This is a genomic window from Parabacteroides chinchillae (assembly GCF_900108035.1).
Classification (GTDB): domain Bacteria; phylum Bacteroidota; class Bacteroidia; order Bacteroidales; family Tannerellaceae; genus Parabacteroides; species Parabacteroides chinchillae.
The window spans coordinates 1-25323 of the sequence record NZ_FNVS01000027.1 but is presented as its reverse complement, the minus strand read 5'-3'; the positions used below and the strand labels follow the sequence as shown (position 1 = coordinate 25323).

Sequence of the window (25323 nt, the reverse complement as noted above, 5' to 3'; positions counted from 1 at the left end):
TAGGGGTACGGAGGCTTCGCCGGTGCGTCGGTGATACTTTTGTAGGTGTACGGAGGTTTTCCGTGTGGTACGGACACACGTTTTGGGCAGGCTGCCCTTGCAGCCTGCTATGTTTTGATTGTTTTTTACGTGAAAAAGGCGGGTGGAGGAAAGGTTACGTTTTTTTTGCAAAATTTCCTTCTTCATGAAGAAGGACTGCGGAACATGTATGTTCCGCAGATATATGTCTTATACAAGGAATGTATTTCATCTTGTTTATGAGATGTTGCGGGGGCAAAGATAGGGATTTATTTGATAGAATCTTTCGGGGCGGTGGAGATTGTTGTTGAATCCCGTGGTATGGCAGGAGGGAGCAGACGTTTCCTGCGTTTGAATATTTCGGAAGGACGTGTAAAGTCTTTTTTGAACATGATGCCTACACCTTGCGTGGTAAGGGATTGCTTGAGGTATTGATACATATCATTGGCATGGTTATAGGCTTTTAAACGTATTTCTCCGTTTTTAGTCAGTTTATATTCCAGGTCGAATTCTCCAATGAAAACGTTTTTCTGGTTCGTATTGTAGTAGCTGTTTTTATAGCCGAAGTTGCCGTTAATCAGCAGACGGTTGTCCAGTAGCTGGCTACTGAGCAGCATTTCCATTTCGGTATTTCTATCGTTGAAGCCTTCTTGCCCGGCACGGATATTTGCTCCGATCTGTACTTTGTCGGTGAAACTGTTTAATATGCCGGATAGCTGCGATGATATGGCAGAGGAGGCTACGGCGTTGAATTCGTTGCTCGACCTCGTGTTGGTAGAGTAATCGGGGGTGTAAAACTTATTCAACACAAGTAGGTATACGATCTGTCTTGTCATCATGTCTTCCGTATCAATGAAGCTTCTCATCTGGCGTTCCAGTTCTTCGTTGGAGCCTGGCAATTCCAGGTCGAAAGAAATTGCGGGAGTACGCAACATGCCGTCCAGTTTTAATACGCAGTTTACCGGAACGCTCGGGCGCGGGCTTTCCATAACCAGGCTTTGGTCCAGGTCGGCCAGGTTGGCAGTCAGGTTATAAATGGCATTGATGTTCATATTTGCGTTGAACGGGTCGCCCCGGAAATCAATGCTGCTGCCTTCGCGTATTTTAAAGTCTTTATGTATGATTTGTTGCAGGCTGAAATTGTAGTTGCCGCTTATAATATTCACTCCACCATACATGCGTAAATCGGACTTCGTACCATATTGTATTTGCAGGCTGCCGGATGCGTTCCCTTTGATTTTATCGCCGGCAATAGGATCCATAATCAGTTCTATATTGGCATCGGGTGTGATGTCCAGCAAGAAGTTCATTCGCAGTTCGGCTCCTTCGTCGTTGGCAAACAGAGGGGGCTTTACCGAATCGGTTGACAATACAGTCGTATCTTTCAGCAATTTCTTTTTATCTACAAAAGAGATGAAGTCGTAATCCGTGACCGAGTTGTTGTTCATGAAGTTGAGATATACGGATGTCTTCGGCTCGCTTTGCATATTGATATCGAAGTCTATCAGCTTTTCATTTCCGGCTATGGTTGCTGTTCCGCTTCCGTATACGGTGCCGTAAATCATGGGATTTTGTTTCTCCGGCACATCATACATGAGCATTTTGTTGGCATTGACATTTACTTGGAAGTCGAAATCATGGAAGTGTTTATGATTGAATTTGAGACTCACTTTACTGGTATTGCCAAATTTATCCAGCACTGTTATGTTGCGTAAGTTGACAGATTTTGAATCGAGATGAATAGAGTCAGAAAATGTATAGTATGTATTCAGAAATTCGATACCCAAGCCTGCGTCTTGTATATATGCGTCTCCTTCTACCGAAAGCGCTTTAAACGGGCCGTGCAGGTGGATGTTGCCAAAGGCGCGTCCTTGCAGGTTCTTGATCACCTTGTCTAAAAACGGATGCAGGAATGCTACATTCATGTCGTTTGCATCGAAATGCAGGGATAATCCGTCATTCGGCCCGACAGGAAAGACATAGCCGTTTACATCCGTCCACGTGCTGTCGTTTTTATAAATACTGCCTAACATCAATATCCCTTTCTGGGCATCGTCCCATTCGCTGAACAGATTCAGGCGTCCTAGTTTTACTTGGTTGAATGAGAAATCCTGAACTTCCAGGTCGGTGTTTAACATACGGCTGTTATAAAGGTCGTTGATGTTGAACTTTCCGGTAGCTTTGCCACCGAATTGTAGTACCGGGATATTCAGGATGTCGAATACATAGCTAAGCTCTATCTGCTTTAAATCCAATTTCAGCGTATCGAGAGGCTCATTGGAGACAATACCGTCCAGATGGATATATTCTTGGTCGTGGGAGACATGAAAATTGTGTATGTTTATTTTACCATCCCTGATTGTTATACCTGAAGGAGCTATGTGCCATAACGAATCCGCTATTGTGAGAGGGCTTGGGTTGACCGTAATCTCTGTCCGCAATGTGGGAGAGGCTTTTTCGTTTTCTTCTTCAACGAATAATGCGGAGGCTGACAGGTCGGCTTTAAATAAACGTTTTTTGTTGTTTGCCCATCCTATCAAAGTGTTAAGCCGGTTTTCTTTCGCATCCGCTTTCAAGTCCAGATAATTGCGTAAGCCTTTAGCATTGTAATTGATCGCCTTGAGTTGAAGGTCTACTTTATCTTCCGGATTTTCGCAAGTAAGATAGCCGGATTCGAACATGGATTTACCAATTTTGAATTTGGGCAGGAATGCTTCTATTCTGAACTTATTGTATATGTTATTATAGTGTCCTGTGATACGGCTTGGGGTTTGCACCGTAAAAGGCAATTTTAATGTTTGCGATAAAGCTTCCGTATTTTCGATTGTGAGCAATAAGGAAAAGTTGTTTTCCTGTGTCTTCTGTTTTTTTTGCGTCACGTTTATTAATGCGGGAATATAGCCTTTGAACGTATTCATGAAGCTGGGCACGATTGTTTTAAACGAGTATGCCCCGGCTATTTCTCCGTTCAGGATATCCGATTTAATACCCAACAAACGGTCGTCCGAATGGCCGGAGGCCGTTACTTCCAGTTTCTTTAAGTAGAAACTGCTGGGGGCTGTTTTAAATGATACATTGTCTATTGTAAAACTACCTTCGATGTTATCTATATTGTCTCCGGTGAAATCGGCATTCATGGACAGTGATATTTCCGGATTTTCATATTTGTCGGTTAAGTGCAAGTTATCCGGCTTGAAGTGTTGCAGGTCTGCCGTGAAGTTGAATATTGAGTTTTTGCCCTGGTGTTTAAATATTCCTTCGGCGTAAAGCGTACCATTCGGATCATTTATTTCAAGCGAGCCATTAAAACCATTCTTCTGGAATTTGCCGGCAAGCTGGATATTTTCGTATTTGTATTTCTTGTAATCGAGTTCATTGATTTTTGCTTTGATAGAACCCGAAAATGATCCGTTAACCGGACGGCTGGCATCCAGGCTGATGTCAAAACGCGTGTTACCGTACGGGTTTTCTTCATTGAAGAGCTCATTTATGTGCAATTCGGAAGAAGCAATGTGGCCTTTCAGGTAGGCAGCTATATTTTTTTCTTTGTTGCTGCCGAAAATAAGGTCGGTTTGTATGGAACCTATTGCCGAGGAAAGTTTACCGAAAGCCACCAGGTTGTCGAAGAATCCCGATATTTCTCCGGTAAAGTTAATAGTTCCCAGATTCACGATAGGAGCGGGTAAAATTATCTGCTGTTTACTGAAATTATTTACCAGCCCCGATAATCCTTCTGTAGTGATATACATTTTATTGACCTGCCCGAATACATAAGCCTCTTCAGGATGGGTAATGTTTTTCAGTTCCATCTTCCCGATAAAAAGCATTTTGTCGCTATACTTCAGTGTCAGGCGTTTCAGGTCGATATTATTGATATAGCCGGATGCCTCGGCTGATAATTCGATTGTATCCGTAAAGTTCCTGAAGGCCGGAACGAAAGGTGACAAATCTTTCAGGCATATCTGGGAAGGGGCAATATTCAGGTTTAAAGGAGCATTGTTTATGAGTTGCGAAATGCTGTCTACGGTGGCAAGATCAATGGTTGCCCGGTCTATTTTCAGGTCTGTTTGAGGGAGTTTTATTTCGAAGTTGTTGATAAACGCACTATCCCTGTTCCCAACAATGTTCAAGGATAATTTGTCCAGATAGAAACCGGATGATTCGTCAAAGCTCATTTTTTTAATGTTTGCATTCAGACTGTCTTTGTTGAATGCTTTTAATGAGATTTTTGCACTCAGGTTCCGGATATTTACATGTTTTGGATTGAACTTACCAGGTGTAGTGTCTTCACTGGCTATATTGTAACTGAAATTTCCCCGTTTTATCAGGATGGAATTAAAGCGAAGGTCTATGTTTTTATCTTTCTTAGCCGTGTCTTTGCTGGCGAAAGCATCTATTACAAATTGAAGGTTGAGCTTGTCGGAAGGTGTTTTCTTGGACAGGTTTACCGAAAATCCGAATAAGCGCACAGTTGTAAAGACGAAACGTCCTTCAACTAAAGGTAATACTTCAAACCCTGCTGCCACGTGGTTCGCTTCGAATAAAACTTTGCCTTCCTGGTCTTCCAGGTACAGGTTTTCCAGCACCAAACGGTTGAACCATTCGATGTCTACCTTTCCTATCTTTACAGGAACACCCAGCAGTGCCGATAATTCACTGGTTGCAGTTGCCGATAGCTTTTTCTGAATGAAAGGAACGCTCACCAAAATAGCCGGAACCGCATAGAATATCCAGAATAAAGTAAGCAGGGTAATGATTATGTATTTAAGCCCTCTGATATCGTTTCTGTTTTTCGGGAACAAATTTACATAAATTCTTTGACTCTCCACTTCCTTCGGGAAACTTGATTATTACTTTTTTCGGTTTCTTTTAAAGGAAAAATCAGTTTCATTAGGACGAAACCTATAGAAACATCTCGTTTTTTGAGACAGGCGTCTGATGTTCAATATGTGTTAAACTGTTTGTCTGCTCCGAATGCTTTTCGTTAATTTGCAGAAAAAAGAAGAAGATAATGAGTGTAACGATATTAGGGATAGAATCTTCTTGTGATGATACTTCCTCTTCCGTAATCCGCGACGGTGTGATGCTGTCAAATGTAATTGCCAGTCAGGCTGTACACGAAGCCTATGGCGGAGTTGTTCCCGAATTGGCATCCCGTGCCCATCAGCAAAATATTATTCCGGTAGTGGCTGAAGCGATTAAACGTGCCGGTATCGATAAGTCCGAACTGAGTGCTATTGCATTTACACGTGGACCTGGGTTGATGGGGTCTTTGCTGGTTGGAACTTCTTTTGCCAAAGGATTGGCTACTTCACTGGATATTCCGATGATAGAGATAAACCATTTGCAGGCACACGTATTGGCTCATTTTATAAAAGAGACACCGGATGACGATCATGCTCCTTCTTTCCCTTTCTTATGTTTACTGGTTTCAGGCGGTAACTCGCAAATTATTAAGGTGAACGCTTATAACGACATGGAGGTGATAGGGCAGACAATAGATGATGCTGCCGGAGAGGCTTTCGATAAATGTGCAAAGGTGATGGGGCTGGGCTATCCTGGCGGACCGGTAGTAAACCGGTTGGCTAACGAGGGTAATCCGGATGCTTTTCAGTTTAGCAAACCGCATATTCCGGGATATGATTATAGTTTCAGTGGTTTGAAGACTTCGTTTTTATATACACTGCGCGATAGGTTGCAGGAAGATCCGGACTTTATCGAAAATAACAAGAAAGATTTATGTGCATCGTTGCAAGCTACTGTTATCGATATTTTAATGAATAAATTGCGTAAGGCGGCAAAAGACCTGCACATAAATGAAGTGGCCGTTGCTGGTGGCGTGTCGGCAAACTCAGGGCTCCGTGATGCTTTTCTTGATCATGCTAAACGGTATGGCTGGAAGGTGCATATTCCTAAATTTGCTTTTACAACAGATAATGCTGCCATGGTAGCTATTACCGGATATTATAAGTATTTGGATAAAGATTTCTGTCCGATGGCTGCCGCTCCGTTTTCGAGGGTGCTAATCTGATAAATGGAATAATAAGATGAATGTAGAGATAATAACAATAGGTGATGAGTTGCTTATTGGCCAGGTGATTGATACGAATTCGGCCTGGATGGGCCGGGAATTGGGTGATGAAGGTTTCCATGTTGTATGGCGTACTACGGTTGGGGATGAAGAACAAGATATGCTGGATGCTTTTGATGCTGCTATGCACAGGGCACAGATCGTACTTGTGACCGGTGGTATCGGTCCTACTAAAGATGATATTACCAAGAAGACGCTTTGTAAATACTTTGATAGCGATATGCACTTTTCAGACGAAGTGTATAAAAATATAGAAAGTATTTTTTGCCGGACCGGGCGTACAATGAATGAACTTACCCGTAGCCAGGCAATGGTTCCTGATAAATGTACCGTAATCCAGAATCAGGCAGGTACGGCTCCGTGTACCTGGTTTGAAAGGGATGGTGGCAGGGTACTGGTTTCCATGCCGGGTGTTCCTTATGAGATGAAATGGTTAATGACGAATGAAGTTATTCCCCGTTTGAAAAATAAATATCGCCGTGATCTGTTTATCAAGCATCAGACTTGTTGGGTGACCGGTTATTCGGAATCGGCTCTGGCAATTAAACTGGCCGATTTTGAAAATGCATTACCTTCATTTATTAAACTGGCCTATCTTCCTCAACCCGGAATTATCCGTCTTCGTCTTTCAGCCTACGCATCCGCAGAAGAAGATGCGGAACAGGTTATATCCGAACAGAAAAATAAATTGCATGCCTTATTGGAAGGAAGTATTCTGGTGGAAGAAGACAAACCGTTGGAAGAATTGGTAGGGGAGAAGTTACGCTCTTTGCATTTAATGATGGGAACGGCCGAAAGTTGTACCGGAGGACGTATTGCAGGAATGATTACCTCTGTGGCCGGTAGCTCTGAATATTTTTCAGGCAGTGTGGTGTCTTATTGTAATGAGGTAAAACATAATGTGCTCGGAGTCTCCGAAGATGATTTGAACCAATATGGAGCAGTGAGCCAGCCTGTTGTGGAACAGATGGCTATGGGAGCTATTCGGGTTTTAGGTTGTGACTGTGCAGTTGCTACATCAGGCATTGCCGGACCCGGGGGTGGAACACCTGATAAGCCTGTAGGTACAGTTTGGATTGCAGCCGCTTATAAGGATAAAGTGGTGTCGGAATGTTATCATTTTGGGGCTATTCGTGAACAAAATATCCAACGTTCTGCTAACACTGCACTGTTGATGTTGCTGAATCTACTTTAAAATGAAGCGATGGCCGGCGCAATGAGCCGGTATCCTTCTTCATTTGGGTGTACCCCGTCGCTGAATAGGGATTCGTCTATTTTGCCATCTTTTCCAAGAAGAGCTACACCGGCATCAATATAAATACAGCTTTCTTTATCGACCATTTTATTAATTTGTTCGTTAAGTTGTTTGATCCGTGCTTCGCGATCTTTTCGCGGGAGAATGCCTACAACTTTGATAGCTGCCTTTGGTTGGCGCTCGCGAATGGCCGACAGGAGAAAACGAAGGCCTTCGATAATATCATTGTCACTGTTTATGTCCACGTTGTTGGTCCCTATCATTAATACAATCTTTTGGGCTTCGAATCCGCTTAATTCGTCGTGGTAAATACGCCAAAGAACATTCTCGATACGGTCGAAACCAAATCCCATATTGTGAAAACCTTCTTTCCGCATCACTTTGTTCCAGCTATCTGTGCCGTTCCGGCGTGGCCCGATAGGCTCTCCTCCCCAAAAATGGGTAATTGAATTTCCTAATATAACGGCTTTGGGTGTTTCTTTTTGGCTTAAAGCCAGAATATCCTGATGGCGTGCCTGCCATTCGTAATTGTGCGGCTCTCTGCGTTGGGTTACGGGTGTAGTGGTAGATAACTTGCCAACAGGTAGTTTTAATATTTCACGTACTTTCTTTTCAATGGCGCGACTTTGTGCTTCCATTCCATAATCGGAGGGATGTACATAATCTACCCATCCATCGGATGGCAGATCGAGTTCGTCATGCGAAAGATAAAAAATGTCTTTTACGCCTTCCTTTATCAGTTGATCAAATGCTTTGTGCTGGCTTATGTTTTTTTGCGTATAAGCATTAAACATGCTACTGTCTGTGTCTGCATTACTACATCCTGCATGATCGATTAACAGGATAGGGGTATTTCTTGTTTCTCGTATCTGATGTACGGCATCACATACCAACCGGATTATTTCCGGTTCTGTTTTTCCATATATATTGGGCAGGCAATCCAGAATATAGAGACGGGCATCTATTTCGGTAATGAATTGCAAAACACCTTGTTCAAGACGGCCATTGCCTGAAAAGCCTAGATTAATCAACGGATATTCCAGAGACCGCTGCATGATGGTACTCCATGCCATTGCCGGACGTGAGGCGCATGCCCCCTGGGAAACGGATGTTCCGTACAGAACAATAGGTTTCTCCTGAAAAACAGGAATGAATGTCAATTCGCAGCTATCGGGTACACCTATTTCCATCCATTGTACACTATTATACAGTGGAAGATACAAACTATACTCATATCCATGGGAATGAAGCGGACTCTTTTCTGTGATATTGTAAAAATACTGGATTGTGTCGCCGAAAGAATATCCGCCGTAACAGAAATGGCTTTTCCCGTTTTCGTCTTTACAATACATATCTACACCTGATACACCGGTAGATGGCATGTGAGGCATGTTTAACGGACCGCTTACCGTGTAGCGGACTTTTATCCGGGGTGCATTACTGTAGAAATGAATGGAGAGGCCCGACGAGTTGCGCGACAATTCCCATACTATCGGTCTGACGGCTTGTTCAGCCCGGTTGGGAAGTCTTACATATGTTTTTCCTATTTCATTTGTCCAGCCTTGATTCTGAATAACCGGAATATCTGTTTTCTGCGGATTATACCAGCGCCATTGTGCATTTGCCAGAGAAAATGTGAAGCAAAATAGTAATAGATAGAGTGGTCTCATGTGTGTGATAGATAAAATAGAACATTTGTTTCTGAATAAGGGCAAAGATAAGAAATTAATAACTGCGAAAAAATATCAACAGGTACTTTTCAACTATAAGAAGTTATGACTAGATTTGCGTATAATTAAAATAATAGAAAATGGAATCAATACAGGAAAAAGCTGCTGCAATAGTAGCCAATGCACAAATTATTACATTGGCATCTATTGATGAGAATGGTTATCCGCGACCGGTTGCAATGGTAAAAATCAAGGATGAGAAAGGAGATATTTATGTATCTACCGGAACAAGTTCGGCAAAGACGGCTCATTTCAAAGCTAATCCTAAAGCCGGAATGTCTATTGTAGAGGGTGGCAATAGTATTGTTTACACTGGTGAGGTGGAAATTGTAACTGACGAAGCGCTGAAACATACTCTTTGGGGAGACTGGATGCTGGAACATTTTCCGGGAGGTGTGAATGATCCTGAATATTGCGTATTGAAGTTTATTCCGGAATCCGCCACTTATTGGATTGATAATGTATTTGTAAAAGACGGAAAATATATGAATCTTTTCTGCCAGAGTTGTGGTATGCCAATGCAAACATCTGAATTATTCGGAACAAATAAAGACGGTTCGGTGAATCAGGAGTATTGTTGTTATTGCTACAAGGATGGGGGATTTACTCAGGATTGTACAATGGACGGGATGATTGAACATTGCGTTAAATATCTTGACGAGTTTAACGGAGCCTGTAATACTCAATTCTCGAAAGAAGAAGCGATTGCACAGATGAAAGAGTTTTTCCCAAAACTCAAACGGTGGAAGAAGTAAACAACAGATTGAGATGTAAATATTTAATACCATAATACCATGAATGTAAAAGCATTATTGTTTTTCTGTGTTCTTTTGGGAAGTATGCCTGCAATGGCCCAAAAGAATTATAATCTGCAATCGCCGGATAAAGTATTGCAGGCGCAGATCACGGTTGGCGACGATATTCAATTTTCGTTAACTCATGACGGGAGTGAGGTTTTGGCTCCATCCAGTATTTCTATGACATTACAGGATGGGGAAGTATTGGGAGCTAAACCTAAAGTGTTAAAAGTGGTGAAGGCTTCGGTTGATAAGGAGATACTTTCTCCTTTTTACAAGAAATCCGTAGTAAAGGATGAATATAACGAAGCTGCCATTTCCTTTGCGGGTAATTACAGTATTGTATTCCGTTTGTATAACGAAGGATTGGCATATCGTTTTGTAACAAAAAAGAAAGGTGATATTATTGTGGTAGGAGAGGAAGCTGAATATAACTTTTCTAAAGACCATAAAACGTTTGCCGCTTATGTAAACAATAAGGCTGAAACATTTGAGAAGCAATATTTTAATTCATTTGAGCAACCTTATGTAAACGAATCTATTACTAAGCTGAACAACCAGCGTTTAATGATACTTCCTTTTTTGGTGGAATTGGATAATGGTAAGAAAGTTTGTATTACAGAAGCCGACCTTGAAGAATTTCCCGGAATGTTTCTGAATAACTCAGCAGATAAGCCATGTTTGAAAGCAATACATGCTCCTTATCCTAAAATAGAAGAACAAGGCGGACATAACCGTTTGCAGATGCTTGTCAAAGAACGTGAGAATTTTATTGCGAAGACAAAAGGTACGCGTTCTTTCCCTTGGCGTGTGTTTACTGTATCTGCAGATGATAAAGAACTGGCCGATTGTGATATGGTATATCGTCTGGCTTCCCCTTCCAAAGTGAGTGATATTTCGTGGATCAAACCCGGAAAAGTCGCTTGGGACTGGTGGAATGACTGGAATCTATATGGTGTCGATTTTCGTGCTGGGATAAACAACGAAACCTATAAATATTATATAGATTTTGCTTCGGCTCATGGTATCGAGTATGTTATATTGGATGAAGGTTGGGCAGTGAATCTGCAGGCAGATATGTTGCAGGTGATTCCTGAAATCAATTTGCAAGAATTGGTAGATTATGGAAAAGCAAAGAATGTAGGTATTATTTTGTGGGCTGGTTATTGGGCTTTTGCGCGTGATATGGAAAATGTGGTCAAGCATTATGCAGATATGGGTGTGAAAGGATTTAAGATAGATTTTCTGGATCGTGATGACCAGAAGATGGTTGAGTTTGTCTACAAAGCAGCTAAAGTATGTGCCGAAAATAAGATGCTTGTGGATTTTCATGGTGTATTTAAACCGACCGGATTACAGCGTACATATCCGAATGTGCTGAATTATGAAGGTGTAAACGGTTTGGAGCAATTGAAATGGTCGCCCGAATCGTATGATATGGTTACGTATGATGTCACAATTCCGTATATTCGTATGATGGCTGGTCCGATGGATTACACACAGGGAGCTATGCGTAATGCATCCCGTTGGAATTATCGTCCGGTTAATTCTGAGCCTATGAGTCAGGGAACACGTTGCCGCCAGTTGGCTACTTATGTGATATTTGAATCGCCGTTTAATATGCTTTGTGATAATCCATCTAACTATATGCGCGAAAAAGAATGCACGGAGTTTATTGTCAATGTTCCCACTGTATGGGATGAAACTGTTTCTTTGGATGGCAAAGTAGCCGAATATATCGCTATGGCGCGTAAGTATGGTGATGATTGGTATGTTGGTGCTTTGACAAACTGGGAACCGCGGGAGTTGACTCTTGATCTTTCTTTCTTGGGCGAAGGCAATTATAAAATAGAATTATTTAAGGATGGTATCAATGCCGATCGTGCGGCTTGTGATTATAAAAAGGAAGTTCTTTCTGTTCCGGCTGATCGCAAGTTGAATATAAAAATGGCTCCCGGCGGTGGTTATGCTGCCCGTATTTATAAATAATGAAATGTAGAATTGGTGTTTCGGGAATTCATCCCGGCCATTTATAAAAAAGATCCCGATGATTTAGTCAAATCATCGGGATCTTTTTTCATATTATGTATTAGGTTGTATGTCGTCCCATTCTGCTTGATTATTGGCACCTGTTAGCCAGTTGAATACATAGTGGCGTTCTTGTACAACTCCGCTTTCCAGAGATGCCGGTGTTTCTTTCCCGTGTATTCTGGCATCTACACAAGCCCAATTATAGCGGAGAATCAGGTCGGCTTCATCTAATATTTCGTCTTTTCCCCGCATCCGGATTTTCTCTTGTAAAGAATCCAGAGTGTGGTTCCATAAAATAGAAGCGATTCCGCGAACGTCGCATATTTCGTCTGGGTAATTTAATTTATCCAGCCCTAATGCCCAAAGCAATACAGTACAACATTCGTATCTCCAGACAAACTGGACGCATTCGTTTTTTTCGGGAGATTCGTTGTCAATATAAGCTGTTTCGGCAGGTGAAAGGGAAATAGGGTATCGTTTTTTCACTTCGTCTATATATTCCAATGCATTTTCGCGGCTTCCTTCTTCTGATAACATAACTTCGGAATAAACAGAAACTGCAAACAGGGATGCGAGACGTTTCAATATTTCTTCTGGCATGCGTATTTGAGCTTCTGCTTCTGTTATGGAACTGCGTAAATGTGAAGCATAAGGTATGCCTTTTTCTTTTAACTTTTCAATAAAGTGTCGTTGCCTGGCTTTATCGGCTTCGGTGTCTTCCGGTCGGTTGGTATCCAGATAGTCGGCATTTGCAATGGGTGAAAATTTTTCCAACTCTGTTTCGCCTTTTATGGAAAAGACCAGTTCGCCTGTTCCGTTGTATATTTCCATAGCCGGGAAAAGTAGGAACCCTTTTATCTCATTTGCTATAGCAAACATTGTGTTAATAATGTAATTGGTACGATTCTGATCTTCGTTTTCTTCGAAAGTGATTCCTGTTATGGAATTAAAATATTGAATCTGGTATATGATATTCTTTTTTATGTCTTCATGCTTGGTCTCAGCTTGCGCGAAGTAATTTGCCATACCTGTTTGATGATTGCTTACAAATTGGGGATTGGTGTTGCTGTGATTGAAAAAGAATGTCATTTCGGTATCGTCCTGTAGTATCAAGGTTAGTTGTTTGTCTTTTTCGTCATACTCTTTAGCTACAGGATTGAAATGTTTTTTGATAGCTTCCGGGATGCGGGCTTGGTTGCCAATTACCGTATATAATGTGATATTTCTTTTTTCCATGACAATATAAATTTAGAGTAAATGATTAATGGAAGCAAGATACGTTTGAAATATGGAAAAAGGAAGATGTTGTAATTTTTTTTACAAAAAAGTTGTCCAAAGTTTGGAGTTTAAAAAATAAAGCCTACCTTTGCACCGCAATCAGAAATAAACAACGTTCCTGATTCGCAGAACGGGGTGTAGCGCAGTCCGGTTAGCGCACCTGCTTTGGGAGCAGGGGGTCCCAGGTTCGAATCCTGGTACCCCGACATAGAAGACCAGATAGCTTTTATTAGCTGTCTGGTCTTTTTTTATACCCTCAGGTTTTCGATGTAATTTCTTTTTATTTTGTAAATTTGTAACCGGTTTAGAACAATGTGCCTTTTATCAATAATGTATGAAAACGAATAGAAGAGAATTTCTCAAGACTCTTGGAGGGGTGGCTGCTTTTACCATTGTGCCACGTCACGTGTTAGGAAGGGGGTTTATTGCCCCAAGTGATCAATTAACAAAAGGAATTATAGGAACAGGAGGCATGGGGTGTGGCCATGTAAACTATGCGGGGACACGTTTGGTTGCTGTTTGTGATGTAGACAAAAACCACTTGGAGCAGGGTAGGCGGCTGGTGAATGAAAAGATAGCGGCTTATCATGATTTCCGTGATTTGATTTTAGATCCGAATGTAGACATAGTCCATATTGCTACCCCGCCTCATTGGCATGGAATTATGTCTGTTGAAGCAGCGAAAGCGGGAAAAGATATCTGGTGTGAAAAGCCGATGACCCGTACTATTGGAGAAGGAAAACGGGTCATGGAGGCTATAAAACAGAATGGGCGTATGTTCAGATTAAATACCAGATACCGTTTTTCTGACTCATTTTATGGATTAGGAACTCCTATAAGACCATTAAAGAAGTTGGTTCAAAGTGGTATGTTGGGTTGGCCGTTGAAGGTGACCATTAGTAAACACACCGGCTTCGATTGGAAATTTTTCTGGGTAGGGAAAGAATATCTCGAACCGCAACCAATACCAAAGGAACTGGATTACGACTTCTGGCTGGGGCCGGCTCCATATAAGCCATATAATGCTCATCGCGTACATCAAACTTTTCGCGGCTATTGGGATTATGATGGAGGAGGTCTGGGAGATATGGGGCAGCATTATATTGATCCTGTTCAATATCTTTTGGGTAAAGATGAAACCAGTCCTGTGAAGGTGGAAGTAGATGCTCCGCAGCAACACCCTGATGCAGTAGGTGTATGGCGCTCTATCACTTATACATATGATGATGGTTGTCAGATCGTACTTTGGGGTGAAGATTTCGGTGATCCTAAAACACCTTATGTATCAGGTCCGAAAGGCAACGTGTATAAGAATTTTGTATGTGATATTCCGAATTGGGAGAAAAAGCTGGCCGATTATCCTGAGCCGGAACCTCAGGTGACAGACTTCCTGGAAAGTGTGAAGACCCGTCAACCATTTGCATTGAACGAGCGAAATGGTTTTCGTTCGGCGACAATTGTCAACTTGGGAACAATTGCTCTCCGCTTGAACCGTACTTTGAATTTTGATCCCGTAAAACTGGAGTTTATTGACGATGAGGCAGCGAATCGCCTGATCAATCAGCCGATGCGTGCTCCGTGGAATATCTGATCCTTTTGGATAATACTTGAAATATTTTAGCTATCACAGAAAGGATATTCCTGCTGTGATAGCTTTTTTTATTTATTTGCTGAGAAGTGCTAGTTGGTGGAAGCAACCCGAAAAGATTAATTACCGCTGAGATTTCAGCCAGGCTGCATAATCAGAATAAAACTTATCAGCTTTAGGTTGTCCTAATGTTGCAATCGAGCCGGGTTTGCTCATTAATCCGCTATATTGATAAATCAATATTTTTTCAACGAAAGGAGAAACATCTTCCATTTGCACTAAAAGGCGGTCGAATGTAGAAGGAATTGCCGGACTAGTATAGACAGGCCCTTCAAAATCAAAAATTTCCAGATCTGCCCAGATTTTTGCACGCCCTGCTTTGTTATGAGCTTTAGACAAAGCTTCAAAATACTTACCTACCTCTCCTGCTTTTGATTTTTGTACGCCAACTTCATCTTGGTAAGCGATAATATCCACATCCAGTTTTTCCAACCGTTTTGCATAATAATCGTCAGCTTTTACAGTCCGCGTTCCGTAAGGAGCAATCATTGTCTTACAATTTGGGGTCAACTCATGAGCCAGTCTGGAATTATCATTTACATAACCTATTGTGATATCATCCATTGTCTCAACAAGGTTTGATTCGTTTGGATAATACCAGCCGTAAAAGCTCTTATGATGGGAGTATTTTTCGGCAACCTCTTCCATGCCCTTAGCACGTAAGGCTGCAATTTCTTTGCCTGTCATCATTTTACCCAATTCGCGGGGATCTCCCCAATAATCGTTGCTGACAAAGAATTTTAGCCCAAATTCATCAGCGGCGCTAAGGACTGTTTCCAATGGATCGGGAGAAGCCAAATCATACCTGGGTTGCAATTTGGAAGGATAAAAAGTTTTTCCATCATCGGCAACTGAAAGTAATACGAGATATTCCATACCTAAGTCGCGGATATCTTTTATCATTGCCCGCCACTGTTCATCAGTGTATTTATAAAGAATAGGGTTCCAATATTTTGCAGCAACATGAGAATGATGTAGAAACTCGAACCAGGAGCCGGCAACCGGTTTTATATTCGGGTTTTGTTTGTACTTTGATGCTATCAAGTTGTTCGGTATCAATGCTGCAGTGGCAGCTAGTCCTGTTAATTGTAGAAATTTGCGTCTATCCATAATTAGTATTAAATATAAAATGTCTCCAGATTAATAAATTAAGTTGTTAATTATATATTTATGCTGCAAAAATAATAATTAAAAGACTATTTTATTTGACTTAATTTATAAATAATGGTAATTTGAAGAAGTGTTTTGATAATAAATAGTGGAAAATTGAAAAATAAATAAATGTTTTTCTTTAATTAGCATTGTTTTTTGTATTTTTGTGCGAGTACAAAATAAAAAGACTCTATTATTCATAAAATTGATTTTAACTATAGAATCAGTGTGATTTTTTATAATAAGTTTGTTGATGTAAGATTAAAATTTTTTGCTAAGTATGAAAAAGCTGTTTGTAGGTACTATCTTTTTAGTCATGGTATCGTTGTTCTCTTGTCTGTGTGCAGGTGAGCCAATTCGTGTTATTGTGTTTGGGGCTCATCCGGACGATTGTGATGTGAATGCTGGAGGGACGGCTGCATTGTTTGCTCAAATGGGGCATAAGGTAAAGTTCGTTTCTTTGACGAATGGTGATAAAGGACACCATCAGATGCAGCCGGAAGCCTTAGCTGCCAGGAGAAAAAAGGAAATGCAAGAAGCCGGACGCCATTTAGGTATCGTATATGAAAATTTGGATAATCATGATGGCGAATTAATGGCTACTTTGGAAAATAGGAAAAAGGTAATCCGTATGATTTGTGACTGGAAGGCTGATATTGTAATTACCCACCGCCCGAATGATTATCACCCAGATCATCGGTATGCATCAACAATCGTACAAGATGCAGCTTATATGATTTCTGTTCCGTTAATGGTTCCGGGAGGCGAACCTTTGTTAAAAGCTCCAGTGTTTTTATATATGCAGGATAGTTTCCTAAAACCAAATCCTTTTTCTCCGGATATCGTAATTGATATAACTCCTGTGGTAGAAAAGAAATTAGATGCTATTTGTGCTCATGAATCACAGGTATATGAATGGTTGCCATGGAATGGAGGTTATGAAAATGACGTGCCTGCTGACGCGACGGGTAAAAGAAAATTGTCGGCTGATCATTTTTTGTGGCAGAAGATGTCTGATAGATATACAGAGCCGGCGTTAAAGTGGTATTCTCCGGAACAGATTAAATCTATAACTTATTTTGAAGCTTTTGAAGTTTGTGAATACGGAAATATACCGGACAGAGAAAAAATATTACAATTGTTTCCTATGTTACCGAGATAATGTTGAGATAATTATATGTCGAAACAACCGAATTAAAACCCATAAGCGCAATGAATACCTAGCATAAATGGTTGCCGTGTTTTGTCTAAGAGAAATCTATGGCCGGCTCTAAATGGAAGTGCTCTAAATGAATTAAGTCGTAAACTAATTCGAAGTGCGGGGAGAATTGAACTTTCTTTGTATGTTCATGTTCTTCGTTATGCTCATGTTTATGATTAAAGAGAGTAATACCCGGCATTATCGCTATGTTCAATTTATCAAATAACTCATATTTTCCTCCTGTACTAAGAGTTCAATGTGAACCATGTGATGAAACCTGTTCTATGCTGCCGCATCAGGTTCAAAACTTCTTATCCGGACTTTAATATAAAGTATTAAATGTTCATTTGAAATTAATAATAAGCAATGAATAATAATATTATTATAATATTTATCTTTGCGGTTGCCGTAGCTTTTTTAACGTATTAGTCTGCGGTGGAGCGGGTTGTTTTGATAAACAATCTTTTGTAAGTATACGAAAATTAAATAGATAAATCAGAAATGTACAGAACGAGAACTTGTGGCGACTTACGTCTGGCAGATGAAGGACTTGTAGTTACTTTGTCCGGATGGGTGCAAAAAACACGTAAAATGGGTGGTATGACGTTCGTTGATATCCGCGACCGTTATGGTATCACACAGCTTGTCTTTAATCAGGAAGTAGACGCTTCTCTTTGTGAAAAAGCAAATAAATTGGGACGTGAATATGTTATTCAGGTAACTGGAATAGTGCGCGAACGTTCCAGTAAGAACTCAAACATACCAACGGGAGATATAGAGCTGATTGTTTCGGAGTTGAATATCCTGAACCCGGCCGTTACCCCTCCATTCACGATTGAAGATGAAACCGATGGCGGAGATGATTTGCGTATGAAATTCCGTTATCTGGATTTGCGTCGTAATGCTGTCCGCAAGAATCTGGAACTACGTCATAAAATGACTTTCGAGATACGTAATTATTTGGATAAACAAGGATTTTTAGAAGTAGAAACACCTATTCTGGTTAATTCTACGCCCGAAGGTGCACGCGACTTTGTTGTTCCTTCACGTATGAATCCGGGACAATTCTATGCACTTCCGCAGTCTCCCCAGACACTGAAGCAATTGTTGATGGTTTCGGGTTTTGATCGTTATTTCCAGATTGTTAAGTGTTTTCGTGATGAAGATTTACGTGCCGACCGTCAGCCTGAATTTACACAGATAGACTGTGAAATGAGTTTTGTTGAACAGGAAGACATCATTACTACTTTTGAAGGAATGGCAAAACATCTGTTTAAAACAATTCGTGGTGTAGAGATAAAAGACGCATTTCAGCGTATGACTTGGCATGATGCTATGAAGCTATATGGAAGCGATAAACCGGATTTACGTTTCGGCATGCCGTTTGTCGAGTTGATGGATATTTTGAAAGGTTACGGTTTTTCAGTATTTGATAATGCAGCTTATGTTGGCGGTATTTGTGCTGAAGGTGCGGCTACTTATACCCGTAAGCAGTTAGATCAATTGACCGAGTTTGTGAAACGTCCGCAAGTTGGTGCTAAAGGTTTGGTTTATGCCCGTGTGGAAGCAGATGGCAGTGTAAAATCAAGTGTGGATAAATTCTATACGCAGGAAACATTGCAGAAGATGAAAGAAGCTTTTGGTGCAAAACCGGGTGACTTGATTTTAATTCTTTCAGGCGATGATATAATGAAGACTCGCAAGCAGCTATGCGAATTGCGTTTGGAAATGGGCAGTCAGTTAGGTTTGCGTGATAAAGATAAATTTGCTTGTTTGTGGGTGATCGACTTCCCGTTGTTTGAGTGGAGTGAAGAAGATCAGCGATTTTATGCAATGCATCATCCGTTTACCTCTCCGAAGCCTGAAGATATTCCGTTGCTGGATAGCGATCCGGGTGCAGTTCGTGCTAATGCTTATGATATGGTTATCAATGGTGTTGAAGTAGGGGGCGGTTCTATCCGTATCCACGACAGCCAGTTGCAGAATAAAATGTTCCATTTGCTTGGCTTTACGGAAGAAAGCGCACAAGCTCGTTTCGGCTTCCTGATGAATGCTTTCAAATATGGTGCACCTCCTCATGGAGGTTTGGCTTACGGCCTGGATCGTTGGGTCTCATTGTTTGCCGGTTTGGATTCAATTCGTGACTGTATAGCATTCCCGAAAAACAATTCCGGACGTGATGTCATGTTGGATGCCCCGTCAATTATCGACGATTCTCAGTTGGAAGAACTCTGCATACAAGTCAACGTAAAAGAATAATTCCGTGTAAGTAAAAAAGATTCCATCCGGGAGAAATTTCAATTTCTCCCGGATGGAATTTAATTTTCTTCCGAAAGGAATCAAAAACAGATATTAGGAATGATATGCTGAAGGTAAAAGATATATTGAAGGAAATAGAGCATTTTGCCCCACTGCCGTTGCAGGAAGGTTTCGATAATGCCGGCGTACAGGTTGGTGATGTGAATCAGCTTGCTACAGGTGCGATGCTCTGCCTGGATGTTACCGAAGAGGTAATAGACGAGGCGATTGAAACAGAGTGTAATTTGATCATTTCTCACCATCCTTTGGCCTTTAAAGCGTTTAAATCGCTTACCGGTTCTACTTATATAGAACGTTGCTTGATAAAAGCCTGTAAGTATGATCTGGTTATTTATGCTGCCCATACGAATCTGGATAATGCAGTAGGCGGAGTAAATTATCGTTTGGCAGAGATGATGGGTTTACAGAATATCCGTATTCTCAGTCCTCAGAAAAATGCGTTATTAAAACTGGTGACATTTGTTCCCGAAGCGTATGCCGAAATTATGCGTACTACCTTATTTAATGCCGGAGCAGGAAGTATTGGTAATTATGATTCTTGTAGTTATAATCTGTATGGCGAAGGAACTTTCCGTGCTAATGAAGGATGCAATCCCTTTTGTGGCGAAATAGGAGAAGTGCATATAGAAAAAGAAGTTCGTATAGAAATGATTTTACCGGCTTTCCGTAAATCTGCAGTGATGCGTGCTTTGCTATCCGTTCATCCCTATGAAGAACCAGCTTTTGATTTTTATCCGCTTGATAATACTTGGAACCAGGCAGGTTCGGGTGTGGTAGGAGAATTGGCGGAAAGTGAGGATGAATTGAGTTTTCTGCAAAGAATCAAGGATTTGTTTCATGTAGGATGCGTGAAACATTCGCCCTTTACAGGTAAGCAAATTCGTGAAGTGGCGGTTTGCGGAGGAAGTGGTGCCTTTTTGATAAAAGATGCCATAGCCTACGGGGCAGATGTGTTTATAACCGGAGAAGCTAAGTATAATGACTTTTATGATGTGGAAGATCGTATTTTGTTGGCAGTTATAGGGCATTATGAATCCGAAGTCTGTACAAAAGACATCTTTTATAATATAATATCGAAAAAATTCCCTACCTTTGCAGTGCATTTATCGAGTGTTAATTCAAACCCAGTAAAATATTTATAGAATGGCTACAGATAAACAATCAGCTGAAAAAGAATATACAGTTGAAGAAAAGCTTTCTACACTGTATCAACTTCAGACGATGATGACTGAAATTGATAAGATCAAAACGCTTCGCGGTGAACTTCCTTTGGAGGTACAGGATTTGGAAGATGAGATTGCAGGACTGGAAACCCGTCTTCAGAATTATCAGTCAGAAATTAAAGATTTTGAAACTTCTGTTGTTGATCAAAAACATAAGATTACAGAATCTACCGGACTGATTGAAAAATATAAATCACAGTTGGATAATGTACGCAACAACCGTGAATTCGACAATTTGTCAAAAGAAATTGAATTTCAGGGATTGGAAATTGAATTTTCAGAAAAGAAGATCCGCGAATTTGGCGAGGCTATTAATGCCAAGAAGAATGAAATTGCTGAACTTACTGAAAAACTGGACGGCCGTAAGGCAGATTTAGTTCAGAAGCAGGATGAATTGGAACAGATTATTTCTGAAACAAAACAAGACGAAGAAAAACTTCGTGAAAAAGCTAAAAAACTGGAAGCTGTCATAGAGCCTCGTCTGTTGGCTGCCTTTAAAAGAATCCGTAAAGGTGCGCGCAATGGTTTGGCGGTAGTGTATATCCAGCGTGATGCCTGTGGTGGTTGCTTCAACAAGATTCCGCCTCAGAAACAAATGGATATTAAATTACGTAAAAAGATCATTGTTTGCGAATATTGCGGACGTATTATGATTGACCCTGAATTGGCAGGTGTGGAAGATTAAGTATTCTGTTTAGATAGACAATATTGGATTCCCCTCTTGAGTAAAGGCTTTATTGCTTATAATTCAAGAGGGGAATTGGTTATTAACTTATCATGATAAATACCATTCGTACATATATAGAAAAACACCGGTTACTTGCTGATGATGGCAGGCCTGTGTTAGTTGGGTTGAGTGGCGGAGCTGACTCTGTAGCTTTGCTGGCCTTGCTTGTACGTTTGGATTATCCGTGTATGGCTGTTCATTGTAATTTCCATTTACGCGGAGATGAATCTATTAGAGATGAACATTTTGCAAAAGACTTTGCCGGCTCATTGCATGTTCCTTTTTATAAGGTCGATTTCGATACGACTGCTTATGCCGGAGAAAAACATATCTCTATTGAGATGGCAGCCCGTGAGTTGCGTTATACTTGGTTTGAAGGGATGCGTTGTAAGCTGGATGCTCAGGCTATAGCTGTTGCTCATCATCGGGATGACAGTGTAGAAACGTTGTTAATGAACCTGATTCGTGGAACAGGTGTACGCGGTATGCGCGGCATTCGTCCTAAGAATGGATATATCGTACGTCCGTTGTTGCCGGTGAGCCGTGAAGAAATTCTTAAATGGCTGGCCGAACAACACTATTCATATGTTACGGATAGTACAAATTTGTCGGATGCTTATACACGTAATTTTATACGGCTGAGAGTACTTCCGCTTTTAGAGGAGATTAATCCGGCAGTACGGAATACAATAGCAAGAACGGCGGAACATTTATCGGCTGTAGAAACTATATATAATAATGTGATAGAAAATGCCCGCAACCAAATAATGGTTACGGAAGATAGCCTTTCTGTAAAAACTTTGCTCACTTTCCCATTGCCTGATACTATTTTGTATGAGTTGTTGAAACCTTTTAATTTTACCAGATTAGTAACTGATGATATTTATTTGTCTTTACGAGGAGAATCAGGCAGGCAGTTTTATTCTTCTACCCACCGTTTGATTAAAGATCGCGATTATTTATTTTTGTCTTCTTTACAGGAAAAAGAGGCGAAAATTTATATTTTAGATGAAAAAACAACAGAATGTAGTGAACCTGTTGAACTATCTTTCCGTAAGATTGTTTTAAATAAGGAATTTCATATTGAGAAAAATAAGCACATAGCTTATTTTGATTATGATAAGCTTACTTTTCCTCTTTCATTGCGAACATGGCAAGAAGGAGATTGGTTTATTCCTTTTGGAATGACTGGCCGTAAAAAGTTAAGTGATTATTTTTCCGATCATAAATATACTATATTTCAGAAAGAACAAACATGGTTATTATGTAGTGGAGATAATATCATTTGGTTGGTTGGTGAGCGGTCTGATAATCGTTTTCGTATAGATAAAACAACAAAACATATACTGATTGTAAAATTTTTTTGTTGAATTCAACTGAATCTGTAAAAATGTTCTTACATTTGCAAAGATTTACTCCGCAGATGTGTTACTAATAATTCGAGTTAGTTAGACAATCCGGTTTTTACATGAAACATTTAAACTAATTAAGATACAATAATAACGTTGTGCACGCGTCTTTCCATGGCTGTGCGTGCGGCGTTTATATTATTTACTTCGCAATATGCAAAAATATAACATTCTAGAACTAAATGAAAAACTTCTTCCTGAACTTCAGAGTATAGCGGAAGAGTTAGGTATTAAGAAAGTCAGTAGCCTTAAAAAAGAGGAACTTGTATATAGGATCCTTGATGAACAAGCAATTTCTTTCGCAGGAATACAAGCCGAAAAAGAGGCTAAAAAGGCGGAAAAGCAAACCCGTACCAAAAAGACCTCTAAAACTGTGACAAAGACGGCAAAGGTTGAACCTAAAGAAGATGCTAAAAAACAGGAAGCAAAACCTGCTGCTGAAAAGGTGGAAGCAAAACCTGCAGCCGAAAAGAAAGAACAAAAAGAGCAACAACAGGATCGTAAAAAACGGATTCGTATTGAAAAGAAAGAAAAGATTGCCGGGGCTATAGCACCGGTTTCCCAGAAAGAAGAAGTAGTGGTAACCAAGACTTCACAAACCGTATCAAAAGTCGTTGAAGTTCCTGTGGTAGAAAAAACGGTAAAAGAAAAACCATTATTACCACCTGTCATGCCGGAAGTAGAAGAAAGCTTACCGGAAACAACAACAAACGAAGAAGTAGCAATAGTGACTCCGGACACGACTATAACAACTACCCCGGTCGCTGCTAATACTACGGAAGAAGAACCAAAACGTGTTGTATTCCGTCATCCGGATGTGAATTCCGTACTCGATCAAATTTTCCCATTTGCCCCCTCACATCCTAAACAAGAAGCATCTAACCGTCCTGTACAGAATGAACAGGGTGCTCCTCAACAGAATAACAGCAACAATAATAAAAACAATAATCGTCAGAATAACAATTACAATAATAACCAGCGTAATAATAACAATAATAATCAGCCTCAGGAAAAACAATATGAGTTCGATGGAATTTTAACCGGAGTAGGTGTACTGGAAATGATGCCTGATGGCTATGGTTTCCTTCGTTCTTCCGATTATAATTACCTGACATCTCCGGATGATATTTATGTATCTCAGTCGCAGATTAAATTATTTGGATTGAAAACGGGGGATGTGGTAGAAGGTGCAATTCGCCCTCCGAAGGAAGGAGAAAAATATTTTCCGCTGGTTAAGGTCGATAAAATAAACGGACGTAGTCCGGAAGAAGTTCGCGATCGTGTTCCTTTTGACCACTTGACTCCATTGTTTCCCGATGAAAAGTTTATGCTTACGGCTCGCCGTGCTCCGAAAGTGTACGATAACATAGCTGTTCGTGTTGTAGACTTGTTCTCACCGATAGGAAAAGGACAGCGCGGCTTGATTGTAGCTCAGCCGAAGACTGGTAAGACAATGTTGCTGAAAGATATTGCTAATGCCATTGCTGCTAATCATCCTGAGGTTTATATGATTATTCTTTTGATTGACGAACGTCCTGAAGAAGTTACGGATATGGCTCGCAGTGTGGATGCTGAAGTTATTGCTTCTACTTTTGACGAACCGGCAGAACGTCATGTGAAGATAGCCGAGATTGTTTTGAATAAAGCAAAACGTATGGTAGAGTGTGGGCATGATGTAGTAATCTTGTTAGATTCAATTACTCGTCTGGCACGTGCTTATAATACAGTTCAGCCGGCTTCCGGTAAGGTGCTTTCCGGAGGTGTGGATGCGAATGCTTTACAGAAACCGAAACGCTTCTTTGGTGCAGCCCGTAATATAGAGCATGGCGGTAGCCTTACTATTTTGGCGACTGCTCTTACGGAAACAGGTTCTAAAATGGACGATGTGATCTTTGAAGAATTTAAAGGGACAGGAAATATGGAGTTGCAGTTGGATCGTAAGTTGTCCAATAAACGTATTTATCCGGCTGTCGATATTACGGCTTCAAGTACGCGTCGTGATGATTTACTGCAGGACGAAAGCACATTAAACCGTATGTGGATTTTGCGTAAGTATTTGTCTGATATGAACTCAATTGAGGCTATGGAGTTTGTTAAGCAACGCATGGAGCAGACAACAGACAATATGGAATTTCTTGCATCTATGAATGCTTGATGAGTAAGATATAATTCCGTTTTCGTAACGGAAAATATACTTGAAGTGTCCAATAATTAGACATCTGTGTCTAATTATTGGACATTTTTTTATATTATTTGATTTGTTAATCGTTTGGTAAATAGTAATATATATACTTTGGCATGTTATTTGAATATTTGTAAACAGCTATGTTTAACGTAAGAATTAATAATATAAAACAAATACGATTATGATCAAGATTGAAGGTTTAAGTAAGTTCTTCCGTACGGAAGAAGTAGAAACAATAGCATTGAACAAGGTTTCGTTG

16 protein-coding genes, 1 tRNA gene and 2 pseudogenes are annotated in these 25323 nt (G+C 40.5%); 14 read left to right on the top strand and 5 right to left on the bottom strand.

From position 1 onward, the window contains the following. Together C4S38_RS16185 and C4S38_RS15450 are read right to left on the bottom strand one after the other, a co-directional pair. A partial coding sequence (locus tag C4S38_RS16185) for a hypothetical protein (RefSeq protein ID WP_234999431.1) occupies positions 1–186 on the bottom strand: 186 nt, incomplete at its 3' end. A 101-nt stretch (positions 187–287) separates the two neighbouring features. Then, positions 288–4766, bottom strand: a complete 4479-nt coding sequence (locus C4S38_RS15450) for a translocation/assembly module TamB domain-containing protein (protein ID WP_103984456.1) — start codon at positions 4764–4766, stop codon at positions 288–290. Positions 4767–5029: 263 nt separating this feature from the next. Between C4S38_RS15450 and tsaD the strand changes: the two genes are divergently transcribed. After that, positions 5030–6049 (top strand): tRNA (adenosine(37)-N6)-threonylcarbamoyltransferase complex transferase subunit TsaD, encoded by a 1020-nt coding sequence (tsaD, locus tag C4S38_RS15445; protein ID WP_103984454.1) that lies wholly within the window; start codon positions 5030–5032, stop codon positions 6047–6049. Between the two features lie 16 nt (positions 6050–6065). Then, complete coding sequence (locus tag C4S38_RS15440) at positions 6066–7304, top strand: CinA family nicotinamide mononucleotide deamidase-related protein (protein WP_103984453.1); 1239 nt, start codon at positions 6066–6068, stop codon at positions 7302–7304. On the opposite strand, the gene C4S38_RS15435 is transcribed toward C4S38_RS15440, so the two are convergent. Next, positions 7301–9034: an SGNH/GDSL hydrolase family protein gene (locus C4S38_RS15435; protein WP_103984452.1), complete on the bottom strand. Its 1734-nt coding sequence runs from the start codon at positions 9032–9034 to the stop codon at positions 7301–7303. The genes C4S38_RS15440 and C4S38_RS15435 overlap by 4 nt on opposite strands. Positions 9035–9174: 140 nt before the next feature. Between C4S38_RS15435 and C4S38_RS15430 the strand changes: the two are divergent. From C4S38_RS15430 to C4S38_RS15420, 3 genes and pseudogenes are all read left to right on the top strand, one after another. Then, positions 9175–9537: pseudogene (locus C4S38_RS15430) on the top strand (pyridoxamine 5'-phosphate oxidase family protein); the annotation flags it as partial. Positions 9538–9579: 42 nt separating this feature from the next. Then, complete coding sequence (locus C4S38_RS15425) at positions 9580–9849, top strand: zinc ribbon domain-containing protein (RefSeq protein WP_102409570.1); 270 nt, start codon at positions 9580–9582, stop codon at positions 9847–9849. 39 nt (positions 9850–9888) lie between these two features. Beyond that, a complete protein-coding gene (locus C4S38_RS15420; RefSeq protein WP_103984451.1) occupies positions 9889–11880 on the top strand; it encodes a glycoside hydrolase family 97 protein in 1992 nt (663 codons plus the stop codon). 93 nt (positions 11881–11973) lie between these two features. Here the strand turns inward: C4S38_RS15420 and C4S38_RS15415 are convergent, their stop codons facing one another. Continuing rightward, positions 11974–13158, bottom strand: coding sequence for a DUF4272 domain-containing protein (locus C4S38_RS15415; RefSeq protein ID WP_103984450.1), 1185 nt, complete (start codon positions 13156–13158; stop codon positions 11974–11976). Between the two features lie 173 nt (positions 13159–13331). Here C4S38_RS15415 and C4S38_RS15410 point away from each other — a divergent pair. After that, positions 13332–13406: transfer RNA gene (locus tag C4S38_RS15410), tRNA-Pro, on the top strand. 128 nt (positions 13407–13534) lie between these two features. Beyond that, the gene (locus C4S38_RS15405; protein ID WP_103984449.1) at positions 13535–14791 is read left to right on the top strand and encodes a Gfo/Idh/MocA family oxidoreductase; all 1257 of its coding nucleotides are present in this window, start codon (positions 13535–13537) and stop codon (positions 14789–14791) included. A gap of 120 nt (positions 14792–14911) precedes the next feature. On the opposite strand, the gene C4S38_RS15400 is transcribed toward C4S38_RS15405, so the two are convergent. Then, positions 14912–15958 (bottom strand): DUF4434 domain-containing protein, encoded by a 1047-nt coding sequence (locus C4S38_RS15400; RefSeq protein ID WP_103984448.1) that lies wholly within the window; start codon positions 15956–15958, stop codon positions 14912–14914. Between the two features lie 322 nt (positions 15959–16280). Here C4S38_RS15400 and C4S38_RS15395 point away from each other — a divergent pair, with 322 nt between their 5' ends. The 7 genes and pseudogenes from C4S38_RS15395 to C4S38_RS15960 all read left to right on the top strand — a co-directional run. Beyond that, positions 16281–17162 carry a PIG-L deacetylase family protein gene (locus C4S38_RS15395; protein WP_103984447.1) on the top strand — a complete coding sequence of 294 codons (882 nt, stop codon included), beginning with the start codon at positions 16281–16283 and terminating at the stop codon, positions 17160–17162. A 540-nt stretch (positions 17163–17702) separates the two neighbouring features. Then, the gene (gene aspS / locus C4S38_RS15390; RefSeq protein ID WP_103984446.1) at positions 17703–19460 is read left to right on the top strand and encodes an aspartate--tRNA ligase; all 1758 of its coding nucleotides are present in this window, start codon (positions 17703–17705) and stop codon (positions 19458–19460) included. Between the two features lie 104 nt (positions 19461–19564). Beyond that, the gene (locus C4S38_RS15385) at positions 19565–20662 is read left to right on the top strand and encodes a Nif3-like dinuclear metal center hexameric protein (RefSeq protein ID WP_103984445.1); all 1098 of its coding nucleotides are present in this window, start codon (positions 19565–19567) and stop codon (positions 20660–20662) included. A 1-nt stretch (position 20663) separates the two neighbouring features. Then, positions 20664–21428, top strand: coding sequence for a zinc ribbon domain-containing protein (locus C4S38_RS15380; protein WP_103984444.1), 765 nt, complete (start codon positions 20664–20666; stop codon positions 21426–21428). 92 nt (positions 21429–21520) lie between these two features. Continuing rightward, positions 21521–22840 (top strand): tRNA lysidine(34) synthetase TilS, encoded by a 1320-nt coding sequence (gene tilS, locus C4S38_RS15375; protein ID WP_103984443.1) that lies wholly within the window; start codon positions 21521–21523, stop codon positions 22838–22840. Between the two features lie 193 nt (positions 22841–23033). Beyond that, a complete protein-coding gene (rho, locus tag C4S38_RS15370) occupies positions 23034–25034 on the top strand; it encodes a transcription termination factor Rho (protein WP_103984455.1) in 2001 nt (666 codons plus the stop codon). A 211-nt stretch (positions 25035–25245) separates the two neighbouring features. After that, positions 25246–25323 (top strand): annotated as a pseudogene (locus C4S38_RS15960) (ABC transporter ATP-binding protein); the annotation flags it as partial.

What these genes read in the sequence shown, in the direction of transcription:
- tsaD (WP_103984454.1), top strand. Translation starts at nt 5,030, where the DNA reads ATGAGTGTAACGATATTAGGGATAGAATCTTCTTGTGATGATACTTCC.
- C4S38_RS15440 (WP_103984453.1), top strand. Translation starts at nt 6,066, where the DNA reads ATGAATGTAGAGATAATAACAATAGGTGATGAGTTGCTTATTGGCCAG.
- C4S38_RS15435 (WP_103984452.1), bottom strand. Translation starts at nt 9,034, where the DNA reads ATGAGACCACTCTATCTATTACTATTTTGCTTCACATTTTCTCTGGCA.
- C4S38_RS15425 (WP_102409570.1), top strand. Translation starts at nt 9,580, where the DNA reads ATGAATCTTTTCTGCCAGAGTTGTGGTATGCCAATGCAAACATCTGAA.
- C4S38_RS15420 (WP_103984451.1), top strand. Translation starts at nt 9,889, where the DNA reads ATGAATGTAAAAGCATTATTGTTTTTCTGTGTTCTTTTGGGAAGTATG.
- C4S38_RS15415 (WP_103984450.1), bottom strand. Translation starts at nt 13,158, where the DNA reads ATGGAAAAAAGAAATATCACATTATATACGGTAATTGGCAACCAAGCC.
- C4S38_RS15405 (WP_103984449.1), top strand. Translation starts at nt 13,535, where the DNA reads ATGAAAACGAATAGAAGAGAATTTCTCAAGACTCTTGGAGGGGTGGCT.
- C4S38_RS15400 (WP_103984448.1), bottom strand. Translation starts at nt 15,958, where the DNA reads ATGGATAGACGCAAATTTCTACAATTAACAGGACTAGCTGCCACTGCA.
- C4S38_RS15395 (WP_103984447.1), top strand. Translation starts at nt 16,281, where the DNA reads ATGAAAAAGCTGTTTGTAGGTACTATCTTTTTAGTCATGGTATCGTTG.
- aspS (WP_103984446.1), top strand. Translation starts at nt 17,703, where the DNA reads ATGTACAGAACGAGAACTTGTGGCGACTTACGTCTGGCAGATGAAGGA.
- C4S38_RS15385 (WP_103984445.1), top strand. Translation starts at nt 19,565, where the DNA reads ATGCTGAAGGTAAAAGATATATTGAAGGAAATAGAGCATTTTGCCCCA.
- C4S38_RS15380 (WP_103984444.1), top strand. Translation starts at nt 20,664, where the DNA reads ATGGCTACAGATAAACAATCAGCTGAAAAAGAATATACAGTTGAAGAA.
- tilS (WP_103984443.1), top strand. Translation starts at nt 21,521, where the DNA reads ATGATAAATACCATTCGTACATATATAGAAAAACACCGGTTACTTGCT.
- rho (WP_103984455.1), top strand. Translation starts at nt 23,034, where the DNA reads ATGCAAAAATATAACATTCTAGAACTAAATGAAAAACTTCTTCCTGAA.